Source organism: Arthrobacter sp. AOP29-A2-19, assembly GCF_058138025.1.
Genome location: NZ_CM176894.1, coordinates 1,727,214 through 1,754,210, shown reverse-complemented (window position 1 = coordinate 1,754,210; position 26,997 = coordinate 1,727,214). Strand labels below are relative to the sequence as shown.

At 70.9% G+C, this 26,997-nt stretch carries 24 protein-coding genes; 19 read left to right on the top strand and 5 right to left on the bottom strand.

Annotated elements, in window-relative coordinates:
- Window positions 1-11: 11 nt before the first annotated feature.
- Window positions 12-1,352, bottom strand: a complete 1,341-nt coding sequence (locus AC3ZJJ_RS08090; protein WP_489895272.1) for an AI-2E family transporter — start codon at window positions 1,350-1,352, stop codon at window positions 12-14.
- A gap of 198 nt (window positions 1,353-1,550) precedes the next feature.
- Between AC3ZJJ_RS08090 and AC3ZJJ_RS08085 the strand changes: the two genes are divergently transcribed.
- The 7 genes from AC3ZJJ_RS08085 to AC3ZJJ_RS08055 all read left to right on the top strand — a co-directional run bounded on the left by AC3ZJJ_RS08085 (window position 1,551) and on the right by AC3ZJJ_RS08055 (window position 9,717).
- Entirely contained in the window at window positions 1,551-3,260 is a 1,710-nt protein-coding gene (locus AC3ZJJ_RS08085; protein WP_489895270.1) for a hypothetical protein, read from the top strand.
- Window positions 3,261-3,335: 75 nt separating this feature from the next.
- Window positions 3,336-4,307: a co-chaperone YbbN gene (locus AC3ZJJ_RS08080; RefSeq protein WP_489895268.1), complete on the top strand. Its 972-nt coding sequence runs from the start codon at window positions 3,336-3,338 to the stop codon at window positions 4,305-4,307.
- Window positions 4,308-4,427: 120 nt separating this feature from the next.
- On the top strand, window positions 4,428-5,207 hold the full coding sequence (locus tag AC3ZJJ_RS08075; RefSeq protein WP_489895266.1) for an ABC transporter ATP-binding protein: 780 nt from the start codon (window positions 4,428-4,430) through the stop codon (window positions 5,205-5,207).
- Window positions 5,189-6,760, top strand: a complete 1,572-nt coding sequence (locus AC3ZJJ_RS08070) for a transporter (RefSeq protein ID WP_489895264.1) — start codon at window positions 5,189-5,191, stop codon at window positions 6,758-6,760. Before AC3ZJJ_RS08075 ends, AC3ZJJ_RS08070 begins: the two co-directional genes overlap by 19 nt.
- 89 nt (window positions 6,761-6,849) lie before the next feature.
- A complete protein-coding gene (locus tag AC3ZJJ_RS08065; protein WP_489895262.1) occupies window positions 6,850-7,146 on the top strand; it encodes a DUF3039 domain-containing protein in 297 nt (98 codons plus the stop codon).
- A 398-nt stretch (window positions 7,147-7,544) separates the two neighbouring features.
- The gene (locus AC3ZJJ_RS08060) at window positions 7,545-9,293 is read left to right on the top strand and encodes a DEAD/DEAH box helicase (protein WP_489895751.1); all 1,749 of its coding nucleotides are present in this window, start codon (window positions 7,545-7,547) and stop codon (window positions 9,291-9,293) included.
- Between the two features lie 49 nt (window positions 9,294-9,342).
- Window positions 9,343-9,717: a VOC family protein gene (locus AC3ZJJ_RS08055; RefSeq protein WP_489895260.1), complete on the top strand. Its 375-nt coding sequence runs from the start codon at window positions 9,343-9,345 to the stop codon at window positions 9,715-9,717.
- Here AC3ZJJ_RS08055 and AC3ZJJ_RS08050 read toward each other — a convergent pair.
- Both AC3ZJJ_RS08050 and AC3ZJJ_RS08045 read right to left on the bottom strand, forming a co-directional pair.
- Complete coding sequence (locus AC3ZJJ_RS08050) at window positions 9,714-10,364, bottom strand: isochorismatase family protein (RefSeq protein ID WP_489895258.1); 651 nt, start codon at window positions 10,362-10,364, stop codon at window positions 9,714-9,716. The genes AC3ZJJ_RS08055 and AC3ZJJ_RS08050 overlap by 4 nt on opposite strands.
- Before the next feature lie 24 nt (window positions 10,365-10,388).
- The gene (locus tag AC3ZJJ_RS08045; protein WP_489895749.1) at window positions 10,389-11,702 is read right to left on the bottom strand and encodes a nicotinate phosphoribosyltransferase; all 1,314 of its coding nucleotides are present in this window, start codon (window positions 11,700-11,702) and stop codon (window positions 10,389-10,391) included.
- A 103-nt stretch (window positions 11,703-11,805) separates the two neighbouring features.
- Between AC3ZJJ_RS08045 and clpS the strand changes: the two genes are divergently transcribed.
- The 8 genes from clpS (at window position 11,806) to AC3ZJJ_RS08005 (ending at window position 17,832) form a co-directional block, all read left to right on the top strand.
- A complete protein-coding gene (gene clpS / locus AC3ZJJ_RS08040; RefSeq protein WP_489895256.1) occupies window positions 11,806-12,111 on the top strand; it encodes an ATP-dependent Clp protease adapter ClpS in 306 nt (101 codons plus the stop codon).
- 2 nt (window positions 12,112-12,113) lie between these two features.
- On the top strand, window positions 12,114-12,695 hold the full coding sequence (locus AC3ZJJ_RS08035) for a DUF2017 domain-containing protein (protein ID WP_489895254.1): 582 nt from the start codon (window positions 12,114-12,116) through the stop codon (window positions 12,693-12,695).
- 64 nt (window positions 12,696-12,759) lie between these two features.
- A complete protein-coding gene (gene murI, locus AC3ZJJ_RS08030) occupies window positions 12,760-13,704 on the top strand; it encodes a glutamate racemase (protein WP_489895252.1) in 945 nt (314 codons plus the stop codon).
- Window positions 13,701-14,561, top strand: a complete 861-nt coding sequence (locus AC3ZJJ_RS08025) for an MBL fold metallo-hydrolase (protein WP_489895250.1) — start codon at window positions 13,701-13,703, stop codon at window positions 14,559-14,561. Before murI ends, AC3ZJJ_RS08025 begins: the two co-directional genes overlap by 4 nt.
- A gap of 59 nt (window positions 14,562-14,620) precedes the next feature.
- Window positions 14,621-15,379 carry a ribonuclease PH gene (gene rph, locus AC3ZJJ_RS08020; protein WP_489895248.1) on the top strand — a complete coding sequence of 253 codons (759 nt, stop codon included), beginning with the start codon at window positions 14,621-14,623 and terminating at the stop codon, window positions 15,377-15,379.
- Window positions 15,376-16,032, top strand: a complete 657-nt coding sequence (gene rdgB, locus AC3ZJJ_RS08015) for an RdgB/HAM1 family non-canonical purine NTP pyrophosphatase (RefSeq protein WP_489895246.1) — start codon at window positions 15,376-15,378, stop codon at window positions 16,030-16,032. Before rph ends, rdgB begins: the two co-directional genes overlap by 4 nt.
- A 66-nt stretch (window positions 16,033-16,098) precedes the next feature.
- On the top strand, window positions 16,099-16,815 hold the full coding sequence (locus AC3ZJJ_RS08010; protein WP_489895244.1) for a DedA family protein: 717 nt from the start codon (window positions 16,099-16,101) through the stop codon (window positions 16,813-16,815).
- A 12-nt stretch (window positions 16,816-16,827) separates the two neighbouring features.
- A complete protein-coding gene (locus AC3ZJJ_RS08005; RefSeq protein ID WP_489895242.1) occupies window positions 16,828-17,832 on the top strand; it encodes a 3'-5' exonuclease in 1,005 nt (334 codons plus the stop codon).
- Here the strand turns inward: AC3ZJJ_RS08005 and AC3ZJJ_RS08000 are convergent.
- Window positions 17,829-18,746 (bottom strand): ADP-ribosylglycohydrolase family protein, encoded by a 918-nt coding sequence (locus tag AC3ZJJ_RS08000; protein WP_489895240.1) that lies wholly within the window; start codon window positions 18,744-18,746, stop codon window positions 17,829-17,831. The two genes, AC3ZJJ_RS08005 and AC3ZJJ_RS08000, sit on opposite strands and share 4 nt — an antisense overlap.
- Before the next feature lie 64 nt (window positions 18,747-18,810).
- Between AC3ZJJ_RS08000 and AC3ZJJ_RS07995 the strand changes: the two genes are divergently transcribed.
- The 4 genes from AC3ZJJ_RS07995 (at window position 18,811) to AC3ZJJ_RS07980 (ending at window position 25,961) form a co-directional block, all read left to right on the top strand.
- Window positions 18,811-19,977, top strand: a complete 1,167-nt coding sequence (locus tag AC3ZJJ_RS07995) for an exonuclease SbcCD subunit D (RefSeq protein ID WP_489895238.1) — start codon at window positions 18,811-18,813, stop codon at window positions 19,975-19,977.
- Window positions 19,974-23,090, top strand: coding sequence for an AAA family ATPase (locus AC3ZJJ_RS07990; protein ID WP_489895236.1), 3,117 nt, complete (start codon window positions 19,974-19,976; stop codon window positions 23,088-23,090). Before AC3ZJJ_RS07995 ends, AC3ZJJ_RS07990 begins: the two co-directional genes overlap by 4 nt.
- 86 nt (window positions 23,091-23,176) lie before the next feature.
- Entirely contained in the window at window positions 23,177-24,412 is a 1,236-nt protein-coding gene (locus AC3ZJJ_RS07985) for an MFS transporter (RefSeq protein WP_489895234.1), read from the top strand.
- A 154-nt stretch (window positions 24,413-24,566) separates the two neighbouring features.
- A complete protein-coding gene (locus AC3ZJJ_RS07980; protein WP_489895232.1) occupies window positions 24,567-25,961 on the top strand; it encodes an MFS transporter in 1,395 nt (464 codons plus the stop codon).
- Window positions 25,962-26,100: 139 nt separating this feature from the next.
- On the opposite strand, the gene AC3ZJJ_RS07975 is transcribed toward AC3ZJJ_RS07980, so the two are convergent.
- The gene (locus tag AC3ZJJ_RS07975) at window positions 26,101-26,940 is read right to left on the bottom strand and encodes an alpha/beta fold hydrolase (RefSeq protein WP_489895230.1); all 840 of its coding nucleotides are present in this window, start codon (window positions 26,938-26,940) and stop codon (window positions 26,101-26,103) included.
- Window positions 26,941-26,997: the final 57 nt, after the last annotated feature.

Sequence of the window (26,997 nt, the reverse complement as noted above, 5' to 3'; positions counted from 1 at the left end):
CGGCAATCGGGCTAGAGGCGGTCCTGGCGGACGATGAAGACCTCCCGCAGCAGCAGCATGGCGGCGGCGGCAAGGGGAATGGCCATCAGCGCTCCGGCGATGCCCATCAGCGCGCCGCCGGCAATCACCGCGATGACGGCCACGGCGCCCGGCACGGCCACCGCGCGCTGCATCACCCGGGGCGAGATGAAGTAGGCCTCGATCTGCAGGTAGGCGAAGTAGAAGCCCGCGTAGATCGCGGCAGTCTGCCAATCGACGGTCAGCGCGATCAGCGACACGACGATTCCGGCCACGACGGCGCCCACCAGCGGCACAAAGGCGAGCATGGCCACAACGAGGGCCAGCAGCAGGCCGAAGGGGATCTCCAGGACTGTCATCAGGATGAAGGCGTACGTGGCGTTGATGAAGGCCACGAACGCCTGCCCGATGACGTAGTTGCCGACGCTTGTGGTGATCTGTTCGGACAGGACCTGGACCCGCGCCCGGCGGGACCTCGGCGCCAGGCGGTAGGACCACGCCTTGAGTGCCGGGAGGGACGCCAGGAAATAGATGGCGAGGACCAGGACGGTCAGCATGCCGAAGAGTCCCTGCGCGATGATGGTGCCCGCCCCGATCACGCCGCCGAACACCCCGCCGACCGCATCGGAGTTTTGAAAGAACTTGTTGACCTCTTCCGTCACCCGGTCCCTGACCTGGAACTGGTTGTCGATCGTGCGGAAGAAGTCGGAATTGAGGAAATCGTCGACGAAGCCCGGCGCACGATCGATGAACTGCCCCGTCTGGGACACGATCGTGGGGATAAGCGTCCCGAAGACGGCCGCGAACACGGCCGACAGCAGCAACATGGCGACGATCACGCCGGCCGGGCGCGGCAGTCCCCGGCGCTCGATCCACTTGACCACGGGATCCAGGCCGAGCGCGATGAACAGCGCGACGGCGATCCACACCACGAGTTGTCCGACGTTGGTCAGGATGAAGTAGCCCAGCAGGGCGAGGCCGACGCCGACGGTTCCCATAAATCCGGTTTGGATCGGGTGCCGCGCGTTCCGGTAGGCCAGGAGCGCCGCCTCGGCGTCGAGGGCCCCTTCGGGTTCGGGTGGAACGTCGAACCGCGAGCGGTGCTGCGTGCGTCCGAAGACGGCGCGGATCTTCTCCGTCAGGGACGGTGCCGCGGGCGGCGCGTCGACCTCCGGGTGGCCCGGGCGCACCGGCTCGGCCGCCACGGCGGCGTTCGGGAGCGTGCCGTCCGCCGGGGCCGCTCCCGCGGCGTGCGGCTCGTGGGCGGACTCCACTGCGCCTTCCGGCGTGCCGGGGGATGCGCCCGGCGCGTCGTCTTCGGGATGCGTTTTCACAGGGCGAGCCTACCCGTCGGCGTGCCGTCGCCGCCGGACTGGGCGGGCGAGTCCCGGCGGGGGCCAAAGTGTTGCCAGCCACACCGGGAACACCGGCGGTAACCAATTCGTTATCATTGGAGTTGTGGTCCGAGGCGCCTCCGTGCCCGGGACCACGCCTGAGGCCGTTGTGCGACCCCTTCCGTTAGGTGAAATGTAGTGCGAATCTTGTTAGCTGTGTTGGCAATCCTGCTGGGGGCCGCCGCCCTCCTGGTGGGCATCGGCCAGCGGACCTTTTGGGCTCCGCCGGAGACAGCGATGGCGACGCTCGCGGCCCCCCTGGCCGACGCTCCGCTGACGATCATCGAGCCCGGTGTCGCGGGCGTCCACCCGGACGCCGTCGACATCACGATCGACGGCGATGGCGAGTTCGTGGCCGCCTTGGGCCGCAGCTCCGACGTCGACGCCTGGGTGGGCAAGGCCGCACACAACACGATCACCGGCGTGGACACCGTCAACGACGTCCTCTTCGCCGAGCACACGGACGGGGAGCCCAAGGTTCCCAACCCCGAGAATTCGGACCTCTGGGTCGATTCGGAGACCGCCGACGGCCAGCTGTTGCACAAGTGGACCGAGCCCGCCCAGGGCGACTGGTCGCTGCTGCTCGCGGCCGACGGCACCGAGCCCGCGCCGACGTCGATCACCGTCTCTTGGCCGAACGACGCCAGCACCCCGTTCGCCATCCCCCTGATCATTGCCGGCTCGCTGCTGCTGGTGCTTGGGCTGGCCCTGTCCGTCGTCTCGGGACGCGGACGCGGAGGGTCGGGAACGGCCGCGGCGAAGTCACCGGAGGCTCCACGGGCCGACCGTGGCGACGCCGCGCCCCCGGGCGTCGCGAAGCGCGGCATCGTTGTGGCGCTGGCCGCCGTGCTGGCCGTGGCTCCGGCCACCCCGGCGCTTGCGGCCGGTCCCGCACCTCTGCCGCAGTCGGCATCGCCGTCCGAGAGCGCGATGACGTCCGACGAACCGGTCGACGGCGAGAACGCGGTTCCCGCGGTGCTCCTCGACGTGCAGCTGGAACGCATTCTGGCATCCGTCGCCGAGACGGTCGCGGAAGGGGATTCGGCGCGCGACGCCAAGAAGCTCGAGAGCCGTGCGACGGGCCAGGCGCAGCTGCTCCGCAAAGCCAACTACGGCCAGCGCGCCAAGGGCCTGAAGGTGGCCGCCCCCGCCGCGGTGGCCGAGGGCCCGGTGCTCTCCGCCGCCGTCACAACGTCCACCGAATGGCCGCGGACGGTCACGGCCGTGACCAAGGCCAAGAAGGCCTCGGTGCCCCAGGTGCTCACGCTGACGCAGGCCGACGCGCGGGCGAACTACAAGCTGGTGTCCAGCGTTTCCATGCTGCCCGGCTCCGAGTTTCCGGGCATCGCCGTGGGCGATCCATCCGTGAAGACCCTCGGCGCCGACGCCAAGGATCTGGTGCTGACACCGAAGGCGGCCGCCGCCCAGCTCGCCCAGTACCTCAGCAACCCGAGGGCCAAGAGCAAGGCGAGCTTCGCCGAGAGCGTCTTCATCACGGCCACCCACAAGGGTCAGAACGACGTGGCGAAGGCCAACAAGGACGCATCCATCAAGTACTCGCGCAAGGTCAACGAGTCGCGGACGACCGCGGTCTCCACGCCAGACGGCGGCGCCATTGTCACCGCCTACCTGACCAGCACGATGACCGCGCAGCCGAAGGAGGACGGCGGAACGGTCAAGCTGGACGACCTCAGCGCCAAGCTGGCCGGGGCCCCCACCACGAAGGAGCGCGTCGACATCGCCTACGCGGAGCCGGTCGTCTTCTACATTCCGGCCTCGGGCAGCAAGGACAAGGTCAGCCTCATCGCCGGCGACGTTGTGCTCATCTCGGCGAAGGTCGCCGACTAGTCGCGGACCGCGGCCCCGCCGCGGCCACGGGAACGCCGTAGCGGCTCCGCGCCGTCGAATGCATAAGGTGGAAGCATGACCAGCACAGAAGAACCCGCAGCCGCGTCCTCACGGGGCGCCTTCGACCTATCCTCACTGGCGGCAGCCGGACAGGGTGCCCCGCCGGCGTCGGCCGGGGGTCCCTCGGCACAGCTCGCCGCCGGCGCCCCGCAGCCCGTCCCGGCAGCCGCGGGCGCCGGCGGATCCTGGGTGCGCTCGGTGACCCAACAGGACTTTCCCGAGTTGGTGTCGTTGTCGCAGCGGGTTCCCGTCGTTGTGTCCTTGGGGAGCGGGGGAGTGCCCGCGTCGGAGCAGCTGGACCAGGCCATCGGCAGGGTCGTCGACTCCTACGGCGGCCGGCTGGTCCTGGCGACGGTGGACACCGACCGCGAGCCGGCCATCGCGCAGGCTTTCCGCATCCAGCAGGTCCCCTCCGTGGTCGCCCTGCTGAACGGTCAGCCGGTCCCGATGTTCCAGGGGGCCATGTCCGAGGACCAGATGCGGTCCCTGCTTGACGAACTTCTCCAACTCGGCATCCAGCACGGCGTCGCGGGCACCGTTCCGCCGCTCGGGGCCCCCGCGGCGGACGCCCCCGTTCCGCCGCTCCACCAAGAGGCGATCGACGCCATCGACGCCGGAGACTACGACGCCGCGGCCGCCGCATACCGAAAGGCGTTGGCGGAAAAGCCGAACGACACCGATGCCGCGACGGGCCTGGCGCACGTCGAGCTCCTCCAGCGCACCGCGGCCGCCGACGCGCGCGCCGTCAGGAGCGAGGCGGCCGAGAACCCCGACTCCGTCGCGGCGCAACTCGCCGTCGCGGACCTGGATGTCACGGGAGGCCACGTGGAGGATGCGTTCGCCCGGCTTGTGTCCCTCGTCGGGCGGACTTTCGGGGAGGACCGCGAGACGGTCCGCGCCCGCCTCGTCGATCTGTACACCGTGGTGGGAATCCAGGATCCCCGCGTGGCCAAGTCGCGGCAGGCGCTGGCCCGCGTCCTGTTCTAGCCGATGACGCGGTGACGGTTCGGGGCGGCGCCGCAGGCCGGCGTAGTCCCTTGTGCTGAGCCCCGGTTTTCCTCCGCAGGGATGACGCCCCGGCGACCGGCCGGCTGTTAGATTTTTGCCATGACAGCCCAGACACCCAACCCCGTGGCGCCCGCCATCGCCATTCGGGGCCTCGGAAAGCGGTATGGCGACAAGATTGCCGTCAACGGCATCGCGCTTGATGTGCCGTCCGGTTCCTTTTACGGGCTTGTGGGCCCCAACGGGGCCGGCAAGACGACCACGCTGTCCATGGCGACGGGCCTGCTGCGGCCCGACGCCGGACAGGTGTGGGTCCACGGGGTTGACGTGTGGAGCGACACGCTCAAGGCCAAGTCGCTCCTGGGGGTGCTGGCGGACGGGGTCCGCCTGTTCGACCGCCTCAGCGGCCGGCAGCTGGTGACGTATTCGGGCCTCCTGCGCGGCATGGACGCCGCGACGGTCGAGGAGCGGACCAACGACCTCCTCCGCGTCCTGGACCTGGAGGGCGCCGCGTCCAAGCTGGTGGTCGACTATTCCGCGGGCATGACCAAGAAAATCGCCTTGGCCACCGCGCTGATCCACTCCCCGCGCGTCCTGGTCCTCGACGAGCCCTTCGAGGCGGTCGACCCGGTATCCGCCGCCAACATCCGGGACATCCTGGCGGACTACGTGTCCCACGGTGGCACCGTGGTGGTGTCCAGCCACGTAATGGACCTCGTGCAGCGCATGTGCTCCCACGTGGCCGTCATCGCACAGGGCAACCTCTTGGCGTCCGGGACAGTGGCGGACGTCCGCGGCGATTCCAGCCTCGAGGACCGCTTCGTGGAGCTCGTCGGTGGACGCGGAAGCAGCGAGGGCCTGTCGTGGTTGCACAGCTCCTAAGACTGAAGGCGCGGCTGCTGGCCAACGGATTCCGGCGGAGCCCCTGGCAACTTGTCGGCGTCATCCTGGGCGGGCTCTACGGCCTGTTCATCGCCGCCACCCTGATAGCCGGCATGTACTACCTCGGCACGCAGCCGGACGAACTGGTGCGCGCCGTGCTCGTGATCTTCGTCGCCGTGTTGGTGCTCGGCTGGGCGCTGCTGCCGGTGATCCTCACGGGAATCGACCTCACCCTGGACCCGTCCCGCTTCGCGACGTTCACCGTTCCGCCCAAGCAGCTGGTCATCGGCCTGTTGCTGGGCGGCTTCATCGGTGTCCCGGGACTCGTGACACTTATCCTGCTGTCCAGCCAGGCGGTGGCGTGGCGGCAGGATCCCGCCGCCGCGGCCGTCGCCATCCTCTGCGGCGCGCTCACCGCCGTCCTGTGCCTCGTGCTGGCGCGGTTGACCACAACGGCGGCAACGGCGCTGACTGCCAACCGCAGGTTCCGCGAGATAGGGACGGTCCTGCTCTTTGTGCCCCTGCTGCTGCTCGGACCAATCCTCGGCAGCGTGCAGAACGGATTCGAGGAGGCGCTGTCCTGGCTCCCCGCCGCCGCGGACGTCCTGGCGTGGACGCCGCTGGGATCCTTCACCGCCGTACCCGCCGATGTGGCCGCGGGCGCGTGGGGGATCGCGGCGGCGCGCTTCCTGGTCTCCGCCGGCTATCTTGCGGCGGCGGTGTGGGTCTGGAAGAACGCCCTCGTGCGCGCCCTGGAGACGCCGCCGAGGGCCTCCGACGGCGGCAAGGGCGCGGAGGGGCTCGGCGCGTTGCGCTGGTTCCCGCCCACCCCGTGGGGCGCGGTCGCCGGCCGTTGCCTGACCTACTGGCTCCGCGACCCGCGCTACGCCGCCAGCATCGTCGTGGTGCCGCTGATGCCCGTCCTGTTCTGGTACTGGGGCGCCCAGTCCGGCGACTACACGGCGATGCTCTTCATCGCGCCGCTGATCGCCGTGCTGATGGGATTCTCGATCTCGGCGGACGTCTCCTACGACAACACGGCGTTTTCCCTGCACGCCGTGGCGGGGATCCGCGGCTTCCACGACCGGCTTGGCCGGGCGCTTGCCTGCGCGGTCCTGGCCGTCCCGGTCGTGCTGCTGTCCGCGATCCTGCCGCCGCTGATCCTGGGGCGGGCCGAGCTGATGCCCGGAGTGCTTGGGCTCTCTTTCGGCGCCCTGATGACGGGACTGGGAGTCTCTTCGATCACATCCGCCCGCTTCACCTACTCCGTGCCCCTGCCAGGGGAGAGCCCGTTCAAGACACCGCCCGGGGCGGGCATGCGGATGATGGTGGTGCAGTTGGCCACATTCGGCGTGATGGGCCTTCTGCTGCTGCCGGAACTCGGCCTGATGCTGGCACAGCTGGTCACCGGCAACGACGCCTTCGGTTGGGCGGCTCTGGCGGCCGGGCTTGTGCTGGGGTCCGTGCTCCTGGTGGCCGGCCTGCGCGTGGGTGGTCGATGGTTCGACGCGCGCGTGCCGGAGCTGATGCAGGCGACGGTGTTGAACAGGTAGGCGGCACCGAACAAGCTGGCCCACCGGGGACGCCCCAAGGCGTGTTCGTCTCGCCGGCGTGGCGCTCTACGGTTGCTAGACTGGTGGGCATGAGCCTGCCCCCAGATCCCTTCGAAAGCGACCCGCGCGATCCCGGCACCGGCGGTGGAACCGCCACACTCGAACGCGAGGAGCAGCTCCAGGAAGTCGAGCCCGGCGACCGCGAGCGGTTTGCGCACTACGTGCGCAAGGAAAAGATCATGGAGTCCGCCCTGACCGGCGAGCCCGTCATCGCCCTGTGCGGGAAGGTCTGGACCCCGGGTCGGGACCCGCAAAAGTTCCCGGTGTGCCCGGAATGCAAGTCGATCTACGAAGGCATCAACCCGGGCGGGGACAAGGACAAGTAGCCGCCGGCCGGATTGCGGACGGCGCCTTCGCGACGTCCGCCCGGCCGCTGGCCCCGGGCTGCGCAGCCTGCAGTGCGCGTCCTCCGCTGGTGTGGTCCCACCAGTACGCGGAGGGCGACGGCCCGTGGGTCTTCGCCCACCCGGAACGCCGCCCCCTGAAACGTGGCGCCGGGCCAGCCGCCGCGGACCACCGCCGTTTCGGAGCCGGGGCTTTCCGTTCCAGCGGCTCGCCTCGCCCCGCACGCCGCCCCGCACGCCCGCCCCGAGTCTGCCGGGCAGGCGGCGGACACACACCATCAAGCACCGGTCCAGCCCCGCACCCTGACCATACCCACGCGCCGTTCGGCGTTCCGAGGAGTTTTTTCGTGGACGATGCCCTGTTCCATGTGGGCGAAAGCATGCCACCCGCGTACCCGGAGAGGGCCGCGTGGGGGACTGCCCCGAAGCTGCGCCAGTGGCAGAGCGAGGCCCTGGCCGCGTACTTCGCCACCGGTCCCCAGGATTTCCTTGCCGTCGCAACGCCGGGCGCCGGCAAAACGACGTTCGCGCTCCGGGTGGCGGCAATGCTGGTGGATTCCGGCACGGTGAACCGCATCACGGTGGTCGCGCCGACGGACCACCTGAAGCGCCAGTGGGCCGACGCGGCCGCCCGCATCGGACTCTCGCTCGACCCCAACTTCAAGAACGCGGACGGACGGCACGGCGCCGGCTATATCGGGGTGGCGGTCACGTACGCGCAGGTCGCGAGCAAGCCCATGCTGCACCGGGCCAAGACCGAGGCGGCCCGCACCCTGGTCATCCTCGACGAGATCCACCACGGTGGCGACGCGCTGAGCTGGGGCGAGGGAATCCGGGAGGCCTTCGAACCCGCCACCCGCAGGCTCGCGCTCACCGGCACGCCCTTCCGCTCGGACACCGCCCCCATCCCGTTCGTCGACTACGTGGAGGACAAGGCGGGCATCCGCCGCTCCCGGGCCGACTACACCTACGGCTACGGCAACGCGCTGAAGGACAACGTGGTCCGCCCGGTGATATTTATGGCGTACTCGGGCCAAATGCGCTGGCGCACCTCGGCCGGAGAGGAAATGGAGGCCCAGCTCGGCGAGGGCTTCACGAAGGACATCACCGCCCACGCGTGGCGCACCGCCCTGGATCCGCAGGGGGAGTGGATCCCCTCGGTGCTGGCGGCCGCCGACCAGCGGCTCACCGAGGTCCGGCGCACCATCCCGGACGCCGGCGGGCTGGTCATTGCCACCGACCACGACGACGCGCGGGCCTATGCAGCCCAGCTCAAGCGGATCACCGGGGAACCGGTGACCGTCATCCTGTCCGACGACGCCAAGGCCTCCGGAAAGATCGAGGCGTTCTCCGACGGCGAGCAGCGGTGGATGGTCGCGGTACGCATGGTGTCAGAGGGCGTCGACGTTCCCCGCCTTGCCGTGGGCGTGTACGCGACGTCCACGGCCACCCCGCTCTTCTTCGCGCAGGCAGTGGGCCGGTTCGTCCGCTCGCGCAAGCGCGGGGAGGTCGCCTCGGTCTTCCTGCCCTCCGTCCCGATCCTCATGGAACTCGCCAACCAGATGGAGCTGGAGCGGGACCATGCGCTGGACAGGCCGGAGCAGCATGTCGAAGATCCGGAGCACGTCCCCGAGGACGCGCTCATGGAGGAGGCCAACCGCGAGGACAAGGCCTCGGACGCCCTCACCAAGCAGAAGTTCGAGGCTCTCCAGTCCCAGGCGTCCTTCGACCGCGTCCTGTTCGACGGCGGCGAGTTCGGCATCGGAGGAATGATGGGCTCCGACGAGGAGCAGGACTTCCTCGGCATACCCGGGCTCCTCGACGCCGAGCAGGTTGGACAGCTGCTGCGGCAGCGCCAACAGGAGCATGCGACGCGGCGCAGCCGCAAGTCCGCGGTGCAGGGCCAGGAACCCGCCCCCGCCGTGGTCGACCACCGCCAGCTGATGGACCTGCGCGGCGAGCTCTCGAAGAACGTCTCCGCCTGGTCGGCGCGAACCGGTACGCCGCACGGCGTCATCCACACCAAGTTGCGCGAGGTCTGCGGAGGCCCGGCGGTGGCGCAGGCCAGCGCGGAACAGCTGACAAAGCGCCTCACCAAGCTGCAGGATTGGTTCGTCGGCCGCAAGTAGGGCAGGGCGATCCGCTCCTCCCGCCGTGCTGCCACGGAAGGGGCGGGGCATGGAATTCCTGCAAGTCGCACAGCACGCCAGCGACCTGGATCGGGCCGCCGCGTTCTATGCGCGGCTGCTCGGCGCAAAGCCGGCCGGGCACTTCGACCCGCCCGGCCTGCTGTTTTTTCGCCTCGGCTCCACCCGCCTGCTCCTAGAGGCCAATGCGCCGTCTTCCCTGCTGTACCTCCGGGTGGACAGCGTGCGGGAGACGGTGGACCGACTGCGTGCCGAGGGCGTGGAGATCGTGGCGGAGCCCCACATTATCTTCATCCACACGGACGACTCCCTCGGACCGGCCGGCAAGGCGGAGTGGCAGGCCTTCCTCAAGGACAGCGAGGGCAACACCGTGGCCGTCGCGAGCTGGGAGGACGGCGAGGCCTAAGGCCGGCCGGCCGCGCGGACGGCGACCCCGGCCCCGCGCAGGGCCGCCAGCGTCGTTTCGGCGTTCTCCGGATGGACCGCGGCCGTGAGATCGGACAGCACGGCGGTTTGGAAGCCGTCCGCGGCCGCGTCCCTGGCCGTGGCAAGCACGCAGTAGTCGGTGGCGATGCCAACAACGTCGATCGCGTCGACACCGCGCGAGCGCAACCAGTCTCCCAGCAGGTGCCCCGCCGGCCGCTCGCCCCGGTCGGGTTCGCGGTCCGGCGCGGTGGCCGCCGTGCCGGACGTCTGCGGCGCCCCGTGCCCCTCGAACCCCGAATACGCCGCCTCGTAGCGCCCCTTCCGGAACCACGCGTCCACCAACCCGGCGGCGATGGCGGGGGCGAGCCCGCGGTGGGGTTGGGCGCCCGCCGAACCCGCGACACAATGTGGCGGCCAGCTGTCGACGTAGTCGGGGCGTTCCGCGAAGTGCGAACCGGGATCGATGTGCCAATCTTGCGTGGCCGCCACGGCGAGGTATTCGGCGCGGTAGTCCGCCAGGTGTGTGGCAATGAGGGAGGCCACCGCGGCTCCACCGGACACGGCCAGAGACCCTCCCTCGCAGAAGTCGTTCTGCACGTCCACGATGATCAGCGCCCTGCCCGCCATGGCGTCCTTCCGGGTCCCGTTCGGCTAGTCCTGGTCGATGAATTCGGTGGGAACGACCGCCTCGCCCTTCTGCAGGCGGCGCGCCACCCCCGGCATCTCCTGGACGCTGTCGTGGTGCCGCTGCGCGGCGCGCACGACGCCCGCCGCGCCGGTCCAGCCTTCCAGGACCCTACCCGCGTCGACGAACTGGTGCAGCAGCTCCCGGTCGTTGGCGTCGGAGACCGGCCGCTCGCCCACGCCGACGAGTTCCGCCGTCGCGCGTCCGCGCTCGTTCAGCCGCCGGACGGCCGTCTTTCGCCCGCCCACGCTCGCCTTGTTCTTGGCAGCTTTGGCCACATCGACGAACGTGCCGGCGTCGTCCTCCCGGCTGACGAGCTTGTAGACCATCGACGCGGTCGGCGCGCCGGAACCGGTGACCAGCTCCGTGCCGACGCCGTAGGCGTCCACGGGCGCGGACTGGAGGGCGGCGATGGCGTACTCGTCCAAGTCCGAGGTCACCATGATGCGCGTGTTGTGGTTGCCGAGATCGTCGAGCAGGGTGCGCACCCAGCGCGCCTGCTCCACGAGGTCGCCGGAGTCCAGCCGGACGGCCCCCAGGTCGGGGCCGGCCACCTCGACCGCGGTGCGCACGCCCTGCTCGACGTCGTAGGTGTCCACCAGCAGGGTGGTGCCCTTGCCCATGGACGCGACCTGCGCCTCGAACGCGGCGCGCTCCGAATCGTGCAGCAACGTGAAGGAGTGCGCGGCGGTGCCGACCGTCTTCAGCCCATAGCGGTGCCCCGCCTCGAGGTTGGACGTGCTGTGGAATCCCGCCACGATCGCGGCGCGCGCGGCCGCGACCGCCGACTCCTCGTGGGTCCGCCGCGCGCCCATTTCAATGCAGGGGCGCGTCCCGGCGGAGGCGACCATCCGCGAGGCGGCCGACGCGATCGCGGAGTCGTGGTTTAGGACCGACAGGATAAAGGTCTCCAGGATGCAGGCCTCCGCGAACGTCGATTCGACGATGAGGATCGGCGAGTTGGGGAAGTAGAGGTCGCCCTCGGCATAACCGTGAATGTTGCCCGAGAAGCGGAAGTCCGCGAGGAAGTCGAGAGTGACCTTGTCGACGACCTTGTGTTCGGCCAAGAAAGCGAGCTGTTCCGCGCCGAAGCGGAAGTGTTCCAGCCCCTCGAGGATGCGCCCGGTGCCGGCGACCACGCCGTAGCGGCGGCCCTCCGGCAGCCGGCGGGCGAAGGCCTCGAAGACGGAGCGGCGGTGGGCCGCCCCGGAGTGCAGGGACGCCTGCAGCATGGTGAGCTCGTAGTGGTCGGTGAAGAGCGAGGTGGGCTGCTGCCACATGCGCGGTACTCCTCGGTCGGCGTCGATCGGCTTGGCGGCCGGGGCCGCACGTTCCATGCCACTCTAGTCCGGCACCGCGCGGGCACGGTCGTAGAATGGACGCATGCCAGTGATCACCGCCCAATCCGATGTCCTGCCCCGGGCCGAGACCGAAGGCAGCGTCCACCTCGACGTTCCCTACGTGCTGATCGTCTGGAACGATCCGGTCAACCTCATGAGCTACGTCAGCTTCGTTTTCCGCAGCCACTTCGGCTACAGCGAGGCGAAGGCCGACGCCCTGATGATGGAGGTCCACCAGAACGGGCGGTCCGTGGTGTCGACCGGCACGCGCGAGAAGGTCGAGGCGGATGTCGCCGCCATGCACGGCTTCGGGCTCTGGGCCACCCTCCAGCGGGCGGACGAGTCCTAGGCGTGGCGAAGGCATTCAAGAATTCCCACCGCGGCCTGAGCTGCCAGCTCGACAAGGCCGAGCGCGACCTCCTGAGGAACCTGTTCGAGGACGTCGTGACGATGCTGGAACCCGAGCCGCCGGTGTCCGGCGCCGCGGACGAGGATCCGCTGTGGGCCATGGTCGGCATGGATCCGCGGGCTGGCGCCGACGGGTTCGCCCCGCCGAGCGACGAGGCCGTGCTGCGCCTGCTCCCCGACGCAGTGAAGGACGATCCGAAGGCGTCGCTCGAATTTCGCCGGCTCACGGAGCGCGGACTCCGCGAGTCCAAGGTAGGCGCCCTGAGGGCGGCGGCGCTTGCCGTCGAGTCGTCCCCGGTGCTGCTGGCGCCCGCGGCCGCCCCGCAGTTCGCCGCGGCCCTCAACGACGTCCGGCTGGTCCTGGCCAAGCGGCTGGCGTTGGAGACGGAGGAGGACGCCGAGCGTGTCCACGCGGTCGACGACTGGGGGCGCGCCGAAAGCGTCGACGAGTATCTGGCGCTGGTCTACAACTTCGTCACGTGGCTGCAGGAATCGCTGATGCTGGCCCTGCACGAGTCGCTGTGACGTGGGCGACACTTGCCGCGCAAGCCGCCGGAGCGCGCGCCCGAAGCAGTAAGGTCTGTAGATCATGACTCACGAACCAGGCCCGCGCGCATCGGCGGACACGGTGACCTCGCCGCGGGCGGCGTCGCCCCTGGGGATCTTCGACTCCGGCGTCGGCGGTCTCACGGTTTCGCGCGCCATCATCGACCAGTTGCCCAACGAGTCCACGCTCTACGTGGGCGACACGGCGAACAGCCCCTACGGCCCCCTGCCCATCGCCGAGGTCCGGGCCAACGCGCTGGGAGTGATGGACGAGCTGGTCGACTCGGGCGTCAAGCTCCTCGTGATCGCCTGCAACTCCGCCTCCTCCGCCGTGCTCCGCGACGCGCGCGAGCGCTATACGGCGCGCTACGGGATACCGGTCGTCGAGGTTATCCAGCCGGCCGTCCGCCGCGCCGTGGCCGCGACGCGCACCGGCCGCATCGGGGTCATCGGGACGGCCGCGACCGTGGGATCGCGCGCCTACGAGGACGCCTTCGCCGCGGCCCCGCACCTGAACATCACGGCCGCGGCGTGTCCGCGCTTCGTCGAGTTCGTGGAGCGCGGCGTCACCACCGGTGAGGAACTGCTGCAGACTGCCGAGGAGTATCTGGCGCCGCTCAAGGCCGCCGGCGTCGACACCCTGGTGTTGGGTTGCACCCACTACCCGCTGCTGACGGGCGTCCTCTCCTATGTGATGGGCGACGGCGTGACGCTGGTTTCGAGCGCGGAGGAGACCGCGAAGGACGTCTACGCCGCGCTGCTGCGCCACGGGCTGTCCCGACCGGACGGGGCCGCGCCAACCCACGAGTTCATCGCGACAGGCGACGCGGAGTCCTTCGAGGTTCTTGCCCGCCGGTTCCTGGGGCCGGAGGTGCTCGGCGTCCAGCACGTGGACCACGTCGCCGCCCGCTACCCGACCGGCTCCATCGCCCGAATCACCCCCGAGATGATCGCCCGGGCCAGCGTTGGGGCGGGTGGCCGGCCGTGAAGCTCACCATCATCGGATGCAGCGGATCCTTCCCCGGCCCCGGCTCGCCGGCGTCGTGCTACCTGGTGACGGCGCACGACGGCGAGCGGCCGTGGCGGATCCTGCTGGACCTCGGCTCCGGGTCGCTGGGGGTCCTGCAGCGCTACATGGACCTTAAGGACATCGACGCGATCTTCCTGAGCCACCTGCACCCCGACCACTGCATGGACCTCTGCGGCCTGCACGTTGCCGTCCACTGGGACCCGGCAGGCTGGAACCGGGACCGCATCACCGTGTGGGGTCCCGCCGCCACGGCGGACCGCATGGCAACGGCCTACGGGCTGCCGACGGACCCGGGCATGCACGAGGACTTCGACTTCAACCACTGGGTCGCGCGGGAGCCCGTGACGCTGGGTCCCTTCACCATTACCGCCGTGCCCGTCCGCCACCCCGTCGAGGAGGCCTACGCCCTGCGCATCGAAGCCAGCGAGCCCACGCGTGACGGCGGCATCCGCACGTCGGTGCTGGCCTACTCCGGCGACACCGACACGTGCGACGGGCTGGTCGAGGCGGCCGCCGACTCGGACATGTTCCTCTGCGAGGCCGCGTTCGAGGAGGGGCGGGACGACGGGATCGACGGCGTCCACCTGACCGGGCGCCGCGCGGGGCAGATGGCGACGGAGGCTGGCGCGCGCCGGCTGCTGCTGACGCACGTCCCGGTCTGGACGGACATCAACACCGTGGTCGAGGAGGCCAAGGCAACCTACGACGGCGGCCTGGCGGTGGCCGTTTCGGGCGTCACCTACGGCGTCTGGTCCGGGAGCCGGCTCGGGGAGCCCCAGGCGGCCCCCGAGGTGCACGACCCCACCCGAGCCTAGGGCGGGGACGGCCGGACGGGTGTTCCGGGCGGGGTCCCATCCGCGCCTAAGCTTGGATCATGACTGACGCATCCACCGTTTCCCCCGTCCTGCGCGCCGATGGGCGCACCCCCGCGCAACTCCGCCCCATCAGCATCACCCGCGGCTGGTCCCGGCAGGCCGAGGGGTCCGCGCTGATCGAGTTCGGCAACACGCGCGTGCTGTGCACCGCGTCCTTCACGGCCGGGGTGCCGCGCTGGCTGAAGGGGGAGGGCAGCGGCTGGGTCACCGCCGAATACGCGATGCTTCCCCGGGCCACCAACACGCGTTCGGACCGCGAGTCCGTCAAGGGCAAGATCGGCGGCCGGACCCACGAGATTTCCCGCCTGATCGGCCGCTCGCTCCGTTCCATCATCGACACCAAGGCGCTGGGCGAGAACACGATCGTCCTGGACTGCGACGTCCTGCAAGCCGACGGCGGCACGCGCACCGCGGCCATCACCGGCGCCTACGTCGCCCTCGCCGAGGCGGTCCGCTGGGCCAAGGAGCAGAAGCTGGTCAAGCCCAACGCGACCGTACTCCGCGACACGGTGGCCGCCGTGAGCGTCGGCATCATCGACGGCGTCCCGATGCTCGACCTGCCCTACGTCGAGGACGTGCGGGCGGAGACTGACATGAACGTGGTCGTGACCGGGTCCGGAAAGTTCGTCGAGGTCCAGGGAACGGCCGAGGGAGCCCCGTTCGACCGCGACGAGCTGGACCTCCTCCTGGACCTGGCGCTGGCCGGAACCACCGAGCTCTCCCGCATCCAGCGCGAGACGTTGGGCGAGTCCGCGTGAGCGCGGCGGGAGTCGGCGCCCCGGCGCCGCGCCTGGTCCTCGCCACGCGCAACGCCGGCAAGCTGCGCGAACTCCGCGAGCTCCTCCGCGGCCGGATTCCCGGAGTGGACGTGGACACGCAGGTGGTGGACGCCGCCGCGCTGGGGGCCCCGGACGTGGCCGAGACTGGGACGACCTTCGAGGAGAACTCCCTCCTGAAGGCGCGCGCGGTCGCGGAGTTCACGGGCGTCCCCGCGATAGCCGACGACTCGGGCCTGTCCGTCGAGGTCCTCGGGGGCGCGCCGGGCATCTTCTCGGCCCGCTGGGCCGGAAAGCACGGCGACGACGCGGCCAACCTGCGGCTGCTGCTGGACCAGCTGGCCGACATCGCCGAACCGCACCGCGCGGCCGCCTTCGTTTGCGCCGCGGCCTTGGCGCTGCCGGGCGGTGGAGAGGCCGTGGAGGCGGGCTCCCTGTCGGGCACCCTGCTGCGAGAGCCGCGCGGCGCGGGCGGCTTCGGCTACGACCCCATCCTGCGCCCGGACGGCATGGAGCTCAGCTGCGCGGAGATCAGTTCCGAGGAGAAGAACGCCATCAGCCACCGGGGGCAGGCCTTCCGGGCGCTGCTCCCGCACATTGTGGAGGCCCTGTCCCTGGATGCCCCCGATTCCTGAGGGGTTCGCCACACGGGCGGCAGGGTGGCCGTGATTCGCCGGGGATCTAGGGCACACTTGAAGGCAATGAATATCTTGACTGCAGTCATCGCCGCCCAGTCCACAGAGCCCGCATCGGGCGGCTGGTTGTCCGGCTTCGCGGACTGGGCCGTGCGGTTGATGGAGACCATCGGCGCCCCGGGCGCGGCATTGGCCATCGCCCTGGAGAACCTGTTTCCGCCGTTGCCCTCCGAGGTCATCCTGCCGCTCGCCGGCTTCACCGCGAGCAGGGGGTCCTTCACGCTCGCGGAGGCGCTGATCTGGACCACCCTCGGCTCGGTGGTGGGTGCCATAGCGCTCTACTGGGTCGGGCGCGCGCTGGGGCGCCAGCGCACCCGGTGGGTCGTCTCCAAGCTTCCCCTGGTCGACCTCAAGGACGTCGACAGGGTCGAGGCGTGGTTCGACCGGCACGGGGCCGTGGCCGTCTTCTTCGGACGGATGATACCGATCTTCAGGAGCCTGGTCTCCATCCCGGCGGGCGTGACGGCCATGCCGCAGTGGAAGTTCATCGGCCTGACGACCGCGGGCAGCCTGATCTGGAACACCATCTTTGTGCTCGCGGGCTTCTACCTGGGCGAGAACTGGCAGATCGTCGAGGCCTACGCGGACACGTTCCAGAAGATCGTCATCGCGCTGGTCGCCCTCTTCCTCGTGTACTTCGTGGTCAGCCGCGTCGTCAAGCACCGGCGCGGCCGCGCCAGGGTGTCGAGCCCCGATTCGGTCAACGACGGCCAGTCCAGCTAGGGGCTGACGGGCATGTCCTACGACTTCACGTCCATCGACTTCGAGACGGCCAACGGGTTTCGCGGCTCGGCCTGTAGCGTGGGCCTGAGCAAGGTGCGCGACGGCGCGATCGTCGAGGAGGCATCGTGGCTGATGCGTCCTCCCGAGGGGTTCGACCACTTCGACGCGCGCAATGTCCAGATCCACGGAATCACGGCGGACATGGTCGCGGCCGAGCCCCGGTTCGGGGACCTCTTTCCGGAGATCGCCGGCTTTATCGGCGGCGACACGCTGGTCGCCCACAATGCGGCCTTCGACCTCGGTGTGATCCGCTCCGGCCTGGAGGCCTCCGGCCTGCCGGGGCCCGCCTACGACTATGCCTGCACCGTGATCCTGGCCCGCCGCAGCTACCAGCTTCCCTCCTATTCGCTGCCGTTCGCCGCCGAGGCCGCGGGCGTGCCGCTGCGGAACCACCACGACGCGGTCGAGGACGCCCGCGCCTGCGCCGGCATCATGATCGACATCGGCCGCATCCACGCCGCGCACACGGTGCAGGGGCTGCTTGGGGCGCTGGCGGTGCGGCCCGGCCGCGCCGAGGCCTTTGTGCCCGGAGACCCGCTCTCCAAGGCGACCCGCGACGCGCAGGGCTGGAAGCAGGCAGGTGGCCGGGTCCCCCAGCAGCCGGATTGGGCGGTGTGGCCGCAAGAGGGCAAGGACCCAGATCCGAATCCAGACGCCGACGCCTCGCACCCGCTGTTCGGCGAGACCGTGGTCTTTACCGGAAACCTCGGCATCAGCCGCCAGGAGGCCAAGAACCGCGCCGCCGCCGTCGGGGCCGCCACGGCGAGCCGCGTCACGCGCAGGACCTCCGTGCTGGTGGTGGGGGACGGCTTCACGGCGGCCGACCTTCGGGGCGGGCGGTTGACGTCGAAGGCAAAACACGTGCTCAGGCTCCGCGACTCGGGCGCCCGGGTGGAGGTGCTGGCCGAGGGGGAGTTCCTCCAGATGGTAGGCGGCTCCTGGCCGGCCGGCCGCTAGGCCTCCCCGAACGTCAGGCGGCGCCAGCGGCCCGCCATCTCGAGGATGGTCTCCGCCGACGGCGTGGCGTCGCCCCAGCCATCGGGCAGGGCGGCCGTGCCGTGCGCGGCGGCGACGAGCGCGCCGGCGAAAGCCGCCTCGGCCGTCCGCCCCTCCGCCGCCAAGGGGCCAACCGCTGCTGCGAAGGCGGCGCGCGCGTCCGCCGTGCCCGTCCCCGCGGCCCGCGCCGCCGAGACCGCGGCGCGGAGCGCGCCCCAGGCCGGGCCCTCGCCCCACCGGGCGTCGACGCTGTCCGCTCCGTCTGGCAATCCAAGGTCGCCTTCGAGCGCGCGCCGCACCCGGAGGGCCGCCTCCGCGGCCGCCGACGTCGCTGCGGCCGAGCCGTGGGTCAGCGCCGCGGCGTCCGTCGCGAACTTCGCCGTCGTGGCCCGCGTGACGCGCGGAAGCAACGCGGCGACCGCCGAGCGCGCCAACACCCCGGGCCCGTCCGCGGACGGATCGTTCGGGCGTCCCACCGTTCCCATGGAGTCGTGCGCCAGTCCCGCCAGGTCCTGCGGGTCCGCCGGTGTGATGCCGCCGGAAGCCAACGGAGCCAGCCGATCGTCGATCCAGCGCGGCCGCGGCTCCGGGGCGCCGTCGGGGAAGGAGCCGGTGGCCAGGCGGTGCCAGCGCAGGCCGGCGAGCCACATGCACGCGGCCTCGTCCGAGCCCACGCCGTCGTTGGCCCATTCGAGGGCCTCGAGCAACCCGTCCATCAGGAACAACTGCAGGCTGGATCCCCCGTCCACTCCCGCGCGGGGCGTGGACGGGGCACCCGGCCGGAAGCCCGGCGCCACCGCGGTCGCGGCGAGCACGGCCACGACGCGGTCGGTGAAATGTTCGGAGGAGAGGGAGGTTTCGTCGGTGGAAGTCACTCGGCAAGTGTAGTGAAGGCGTGGCAAATCCAACCTGTCGGAGCGCGCCAGTAACGTGGTGGGCATGCGAATGCTCCACACTTCCGATTGGCACCTGGGCCGGTCCTTCCACGGCGCCGGGCTCCTCGACGAGCAGCGGGCGTTCATCGACGAGATCGTGCGCGTCGTCGAGGAACGCTCCGTCGACGTGGTGCTCGTGGCGGGCGACGTCTACGACCGCGCCCTGCCGGGCGTGGACGTCGTTTCGCTGTTCGACGAGGCGTTGGTCCGGATCCGCCGGGCGGGCGCCCAGGTTGTGGTCAGCAGCGGCAACCACGATTCCGCCACCCGGCTGGGGTTCGGTCGCCGGTTGTTCGAGGAGGCGGGGTTGCACCTGCGGACGAGCGTGGCGGACCTGGACGCTCCCGTGGTCTTCGACGGCGCCGACCACAGCGTGGCCGTCTACGCCCTTCCGTATCTTGAGCCGCGCATGGTCGCCGAGGCGCTCGGCGTCGAGGGCGCCAGCCACTCGGCCGTTGTCTCCGCGGCACTTGGCCGCGTCCGGCGGGATCTTGCCGCCCGGCGTGCGGAATCCGCCGTTCCCGTCTCTTCCGTGGTCCTCGCGCACGTCTTTGCGGGCGGCGGAGCGACGTCCGAGAGCGAACGAGACCTGAGCGTCGGCGGACTGGACGTGGTTCCCGTGTCCCACTTCGAGGGATTCGACTACGTGGCGCTAGGGCACCTGCACGGCAGGCAACGCCTCGCGGACCACGTCCACTACTCCGGCTCCCCGCTGGCCTACTCCTTCTCCGAGGCGGGGCACACCAAGGGGGCGCTGCTGGTGGACGTCGACGCCGGCGGGCTGGCGGCGGTTGAGAACGTGCAGTGGTCCGCGCCCAAGCGCCTCGCCGTGCTCCGCGGCGAGCTTGCCGACCTGCTTGCCGACGGCGCGCTCGACTGGGCGGAGGGGGCCTGGTGCCAGGTCACGCTCACCGACGCGGAACGGCCATCGCGGGCCATGGAGCTTCTGCGGGCCAGGTTCCCCGGGACGCTGGTGCTGTCCTTCGACCCGCAAGGGCGGCGGGACCAGCCCGCCACGACCTACGCCGAGAGGCTGGCCGCGGCGGAAAGCGCGTTCGAGGTCTGCGAGGGCTTCGTCGAGCACGTCCGCCAGCGCCCGGCCAACGGCGCGGAGGCCGTCCTCCTGAACGACGTCCTCGCGGATGCCGCCGCGACACTGGTGAGCGCATGAGGATTCACCGCCTCGAAGTAGCGGCGTTCGGGCCGTTCGCCGACCGCCAGTCCGTCGACTTCGACGAGCTCTCGAGCGCCGGCCTCTTCCTGCTCAATGGCGAAACCGGTGCCGGGAAAACCAGCGTCCTGGATGCCATCTGCTACGCCCTCTACGGCGGCCTGCCCGGCGCGCGCGAAGGCTCGACCCGGCTGCGCAGCGACCACGCGGCGGACTCGGTGGCACCGGAGGTGGTCTGCGAATTCAGCACGGGGGGCCGGCGTTTCGAGGTCCTGCGCAGTCCCGCGTGGGATCGGCCGAAGTCCCGCGGCGCGGGGACCACTAGGCAGCAGGCGCAAAGCCGCCTCCGCGAGCTCGTCGACGGCGTTTGGCTGGACAAATCGGCCCGCAACGACGAGGTCTCCGGCGAGGTGCGTGCCGTGCTCGGCCTGGACAAGGAACAGTTCACCAAGGTGGCCATGCTGCCACAAGGCGAATTCGCCTCGTTCCTGCGCGCCAAGGATAGGGACCGTGAGTCCCTGCTGAAGAGGCTCTTCGACACCACCACCTATGCGTCCGTCGAACAACTGCTGGCCGACCGCCTCGCCGCGGCGAGGACGGAGGCCGAGGACGCGGGGCGCGAACGGAGCACACTCCTGGAGCACCTGCGCACCGAGGCCGCCGCGGAGCTGGCGGTGGCGCCGTCGGCTCTCTCGGTGACCACCGCCGCGCCGGCCGTGGAAGGCGACATTGAGGCCACGGCCGCGGACGCCGCCGCGACGGCCGGGGCCGTCGGCACTGTCGACGACCCTCTCGATGTCCCAGACGAGCTGCTCCCGCGGGCCGTGGCGGACCTCCTGGAGCTTCGGCTCTCGGAGAGCGACGAGGACCTGCGGTCAGCGGAGTCGGCCCTCTCGGAGGCCCAGGCGGCCAGCCGGGACCTCGAGGCCCGGCGGGACGACCACCGGCTCTTGCGCGAACTCGACGAACGGCGTGCGCGCCACGGTGACGCATCGGCCGCCGCCCAGGAGGCGACCGCGGCCCTGCGCGCGCACGTCCGGGCGCAGGCGGCCACAGGGCAGGCCAAGGCGCTTGCCGAGGCGGAGGCGGGGGACACCTCCGCGCAGGCCGCCAACCGCGAGGCCCTGGACGCCGTTCGCGTCCACCCCCTGGCCGACGCGTATCTGGGACGGCGGGACGCCGCGGAGGAGGCCTGGGCTACTGCCTCGGACCAGGCCGCCGTCCTTCTGGCGGCCCTGCCCCGCGAAGAGGAACACCTCGCGCAACGCCGGCGCGAGCTGGGATTGGCCCGGGACATCGAGTCGCTGGAGCGCGCACTGGCCAAGGACGAGGCGGACGACGCCGCAACCCGCTCCGCGCTGCCGGCGCTCCGCGAGGACGTCGAGGAGTCGGGTGTGCTCGCCGCGACGCTGGAGGCCCGGCGTGGCGAGTTGGAGAACTCCCGGCGCACGCTTCAGTCGGTGCGCGCACGTGAGGCCCACCGGCCGGTCGTGGCGGCCGCCGCCGAGGCGTGGGTCCGGGCGCAGGAGGCTGCCCTGCGGGCGCGCGGGGACACCACCCGCATGGCCCGCGCACGGTTGGCGCAGGCCGCCGCCGCCCTGGCCATCGAACTGGTCGACGGCGAGCCGTGCGCCGTGTGCGGTTCGCCGGAACATCCCGAACCGGCGTCTCTCGGGGGCGGCACCCTGGTCTCGGAGTCGGACGAGGCGGTTGCGGAGGCGAAGGCACGGGAGGCCGAGGAACGCGAATCCGTGGCGCGCGCCGCCCTGGAGGCCGCCCGCGCGGAAGAGGCCCGGTTGGATGCCTTGGCCGGCGGAGCCGACGCGAGCGGCGCGGAGCAGGCGGTCGGCCGTTCGGAGCTCGGGCTCGCCGAGGCCCAGGCCGCGGTTGAGCGCCACCTCGCGGCCCGGTCCGCCGAGGCCGAGGCGCGCCGCGTGATCGACGAGCTCGGATCGCGCCTGGCCCAAACGCGGCAGCGGCTGTCCGGGCTGCGGTCCGGCCTGGCGGAGCTGGAGGCGGCGTCCGAGCGGAGGCAGGGCGAGCTGGCCGACCTCCGCGGCGACCACACCACGCTCAAGGGCAGGCTGGACGACGTCCGCCGGGCCGAGCGCCTCCTGAGGAGCAGGGCCGACGCCGAAAGGGCGGCGGCGGACGCGGCCGAGGCCGTGGCCGGTGCCCGCGCCGCGTGGCACGCCGCCCTGCGGGAGCAGGGCTTCAGCGACGCGGAGGATCGCCTCGCGGCCCTGCTGGAACCCGACCGGGAACGGCAGTTGCGCACCGTGGAGGCCGAACACCAGGCCGAGGCGGTGCGCCTGGAGACGCTGGCGGCGCACCCGGGGATCGTACGGGCACGGGGTGCCGTCGCGGAGGGCGGCGGCGGGCCGACGGATGCCGCGGTGGCGGAGGCCGCGGCCCTCCGCGCCGCGCGCTCCGCGGACCGGGACTCCGCGCACCGGCGTCGCGCGGTCCTGGACGCCTATGCGGCGCGCTTCGGGGCGACCCGGACGTCGCTCGATCAACTGCTCTCGGGGCTGGGGCCCGTTTTGGAGCGCTACGAGACGGTCAAGTCCGTGGCGGAGCTGGTGCGCGGCGGCGGAGAGAATCTGTTGCGGATGACGCTGTCCACCTATGTCCTGGCGGCCCGGCTTGAGGCCGTGGCCGCCGCGGCCACCGAGCGGCTGCGGGTGATGAGCAACGGGCGCTACGCCATGGTCCACGACGACGGCCGCCGGGGAAACAACAAGTCCGGGCTGGGCCTTCAGGTGGTGGACGCCTGGACCGGTCAGCAGAGGGACACCTCGACCCTCTCGGGCGGCGAGGCGTTTATGGCGTCCCTGTCCCTCGCGCTCGGCCTCGCGGACGTTGTGCAACACGAGTCCGGCGGAATCGACATGGAGACCCTCTTTGTCGACGAGGGCTTTGGTTCCCTCGACGAGGGGGCACTCGAGTTGGTCATGGATGCCATCGACGGGCTTCGCGACGGTGGTCGCACGGTGGGCGTGGTCAGCCATGTCCCGGAGATGAAGCAGCGGATACCCGCCCAGCTACGCGTTGAGAAGGGACGGCACGGGTCCCGGCTGAGCGTCGTTATGGACGCGGTAGGCGTCCACTAGTCCAGCCGGTAGAATGGGAGGGTTCACGGGTTGGGCGCTCCGGGTGGCTGGGACGGGGCGCACATCCTTTGAGGAACCCGGAAACAATGGACACCCACACCGAACGGCCGTCGTCGTTCCGCTCCCTGCTTGATCTCGCAGGTCCCGCCTTTTTCCCCATAGCCTTCTTCGCGCGCCTTCCGCTGGCCATGCTGACCATCGGCGCCCTGACCCTGGTGTCGTCGACCACCGGGTCCTACGCGGCCGGCGGCCTGGCGGCCGGTGCCGTCGGCATCGGCTCCGCAGCCGGGGCGCCCCTGCTCGGCTACGCCGCCGACAAGTTCGGTCAACGGCCGGTCCTCCTGCCGTCCTCGATCGCGCACGCCCTGGTGGTCTCGGCATTGCTCGTCGCCGCAACCGCAAGCGTCCCAACGACGTGGGTCGTTCTCCTGCTCTCCCTGGCGGCGGGGGCGACGTGCCCCCAGGTGGGCCCGATGGCCCGCGTCCGCTGGATGTCGCTGACCGCGGGCCGGCCCCGGGCGCGGCGCGAGCTCGAGACTGCCCTGAGTTACGAGAGCACGGTCGATGAACTCACGTTCGTGATGGGACCCGCATTTGTGGGCCTGCTGGCGTCGCTTGTGGCGCCGTGGCTTCCGTTGGCCCTTGCCGCCGCCTTGACGGTGGTGTTGGTGCCCGCGTTCGCCATCCATCCCACCGGCGCGTCCGTCCCGCGGCACGGACGCCCGGGGCAGGCGCCTGCCGCCCAGTGGGGCCGGAGCCGGATCGTTCGTGTCGGCACGGCCGTGGCCGGCATGGTGGGAATGGGAACCCTGTTCGGGGCCACGGCCGCCGGCACCGTCGCCTTCGCGGGCCTGCGCGGCGACTCGAGCGCCGGCGGGCTGCTTTACGCGGCACTGGGACTGACGTCGGCCGCCGCGGCCCTCTCCGTGTCCGCCTGGCCCACCGGTTGGGCGCAGCCGGCGCGTTGGGTGGCCTGCGCGGCCGCGCTGGTGCCGCTGACCCTCCTGCTGCAGCTGCCAAACTCCATGTGGAGCATGGTCGTCGCGCTCTTGCTCGTGGGCCTTCCCGTGGGTCCCGTGATGGTCACCATCTTCACCGTCGGGGGCGACGTGGCGCCGTCCGGCCGTCTGGGAACTGTCATGACGCTCCTCGCCAGTGGCATCGTCGTGGGGACGGCCATCGGCAATTCGCTCGCCGGAGCCCTGGCCGACGGCTACGGGCACCGCGGCGCCTTTATGGTCGCCGCGGCGGCCGCGCTGGTCCTGCTGGCCACCGGGAGCCTGATGGCCCGTCTCCGCCGCGCGGGACACCGGACGGTGTAGCGCGGCGCCCTGGTTGTGACTTGGCGGCAAGGGGGTGTCGCGACGGTAATCGTGCCGTAGTATGAGCTTCAACACATAAACCGTCCGAACGGTCGGTATAGCCCATCTGCACCGGTCAACCCGCGCACCCACAGCGCCGAACAACGGAGTTCACATGTCAGGAGCCACCACCCTCCCCTCGGGGTCGTCAAAGGCGGAGGAGCGCAAGGTCCTCGCCGGCACACTGGTCGGCACATCGATCGAATGGTACGACTTCTTCATCTACGCTCAGGCGGCCGCTTTGGTGCTCGGCCCGCTCTTTCTGGCGCCGGTCTCGAAGGACAACCCCGGCCTGTCCCAGGTGATCGCCTTCGCGACGATTGGCATCTCGTTCCTGTTCCGCCCCCTGGGCGCCGTGGTCGCCGGACACCTCGGCGACAAGCTCGGCCGCAAGCAGATGCTCGTGTTCACGCTGGTCATGATGGGCGCGGCCACGGCGCTCATCGGCGTCCTGCCCACCTACGCGCAGATCGGCGTGTGGGCACCCGTCCTCCTGGTGTTCCTCCGCATCCTGCAGGGCTTCTCCGCCGGCGGCGAGTGGGGCGGGGCGGCGCTGATGTCCGTCGAGCACGCCCCACTCAACAAGCGCGGCTTCTTCGGTGCCTTCCCGCAGATCGGCGTCCCGATCGGCATGATCCTGGCCACGAGCGTCCTGTGGATCCTCAGCTCCACGATGAGCCCGGAATCCTTCAACTCGTGGGGCTGGCGCGTACCGTTCCTCTTCTCCATCGTGCTGATCGTCGTCGGCTTCCTGATCCGCCGTTCGGTGGAGGAGTCGCCGGTCTTCAAGGAGATGCAGCTGCGCAAGAAGGAGTCCTCGGCCCCGCTGGGGAGGCTCTTCAAGCACAACACCCGCGAGGTGGTCCTGGCCGCCCTTATCTTCGTCGCCAACAACGCGGCGGGCTACCTGCTGATCGCCTTCTTCCTCTCCTACACCACCCGTGTCCTGGGCATGGAGCGCCCGCCGGTGCTCTTGACCACCACGGTGGCCGCGTTCGGCTGGCTGATCTTCACCCTCGTCGGCGGCATCCTCTCCGACAGGATCGGCCGGGTCCGCACCTTCCAGATCGGCTACGCGCTGGTCTTGGTCTGGGTCATCCCGATGTGGTTCCTGATCGACTCGAAGAACCTGTTCCTGTTCTTCATCGCGGCGTTCGTGCTGACGATCGGCCTGGGCATCTCCTACGGTCCGCAGTCCGCGCTCTACGCCGAGATGTTCCCCGCCAACGTGCGGTACTCGGGCGTTTCCATCGGCTACGCGTTCGGCGCGATCCTCGGCGGTGCCTTCGCGCCCATGATCGCCGAGTCGATCTTCAACGCCACGGGCGTCTCGTGGCACATCGGCGTCTACCTGGCCGTCGCCACGCTGGTGTCGCTGATCGCGGTGAGCATGGTGAAGGAGACCAAGGGTGTCGACCTGCATGTCAAGGAGGTGCACGAGGAGTTCCTCCGCGCGCACCCCGAGGCGGCGCAGGAGTTCGGCCTGGCCGGCGAGCACCAGACCAAGTAGCGCTCCGGCGATGAGGGGCGGGACCCAACGGGTCCCGCCCCTTTTTCGCGTGCCCGCCCCGCCCGCGTGCCCCCGTGCATGCACGTCCCGCCGACGGTCCCGAGCGCGCGGGCGCGCCTTTCCGCGCGGTGCGGCGCACTCAGGCGCCCGTGCCCGGTTCTGCCTCGGCGGCGAGGAAAGCGATGGCCTCCCGCTTGAAATCCCGCGATGTGATGGCGTTGGCGTGGGTCCGCGCGGGCAGGATGTGCTCCCTGACCTCGGTGCCGCGCCCACGCAGCAGCCGTTCGAGCTCGCCCAGCGAGCCGGCGACGTCGTCGCGTTCGCCGGAGACCAGCAGAACGGGCATGGGCGGCACCGTGTGGGCCGGATCGAAGGGCTCGGACTTGACCGCCTCCACCATGCTCATCAGCGCGAAGAGGTCGTTGTCGGGCACCAGCCGCGCCATGCGCAACAATTCGGCGGTGGTCGGGTCCGAAATGGGTGAGCCGTCCGCCAGGTGGCGCTGCGCCGCCACGAGGTCGAAGTCGGCCAACGGATCGCGGGCGGCCGCACCGCCCAGCACCAGGCGGTGGACGAGCTGTGGCTGTGTTGCCCCGAACTCCCAGGCCAGCCGCGCGCCCAGTGAATATCCCAGCACGTCGACGCCCGATCCGGGGTCGCCGTCGCGCAGTGGCCGCACGTGCTGGTCCAGCAGGACCTGCAGGATGTCCGCCCGGATGCGGCTGGGAGTGTAGGCATCCAGCTCGTTCGGCGCCGGGCTCTGGCCATGGCCGGGAAGGTCGACCGCGACGACGCGGCGCCCGCCGTCGTTCAGCGCGGCGATCCATCCCGTCGCGACCCAATTCAGTTCGCTCGACGACGCGAAGCCGTGCACCAGAAGCACCGGCCGAGCCCCGCCGTAGTCGGCCGGAGTGAAGAGCCGAACCGCAAGCCCGTTCGCGGATCCCTCCACCAGGTGCCCGGCGGTCAGCTCAGCCACGGCGGTACTCCAATCCTTGTCGACGCGAACCGGGGGCCCTTCTGCGCGGTCCCTCGA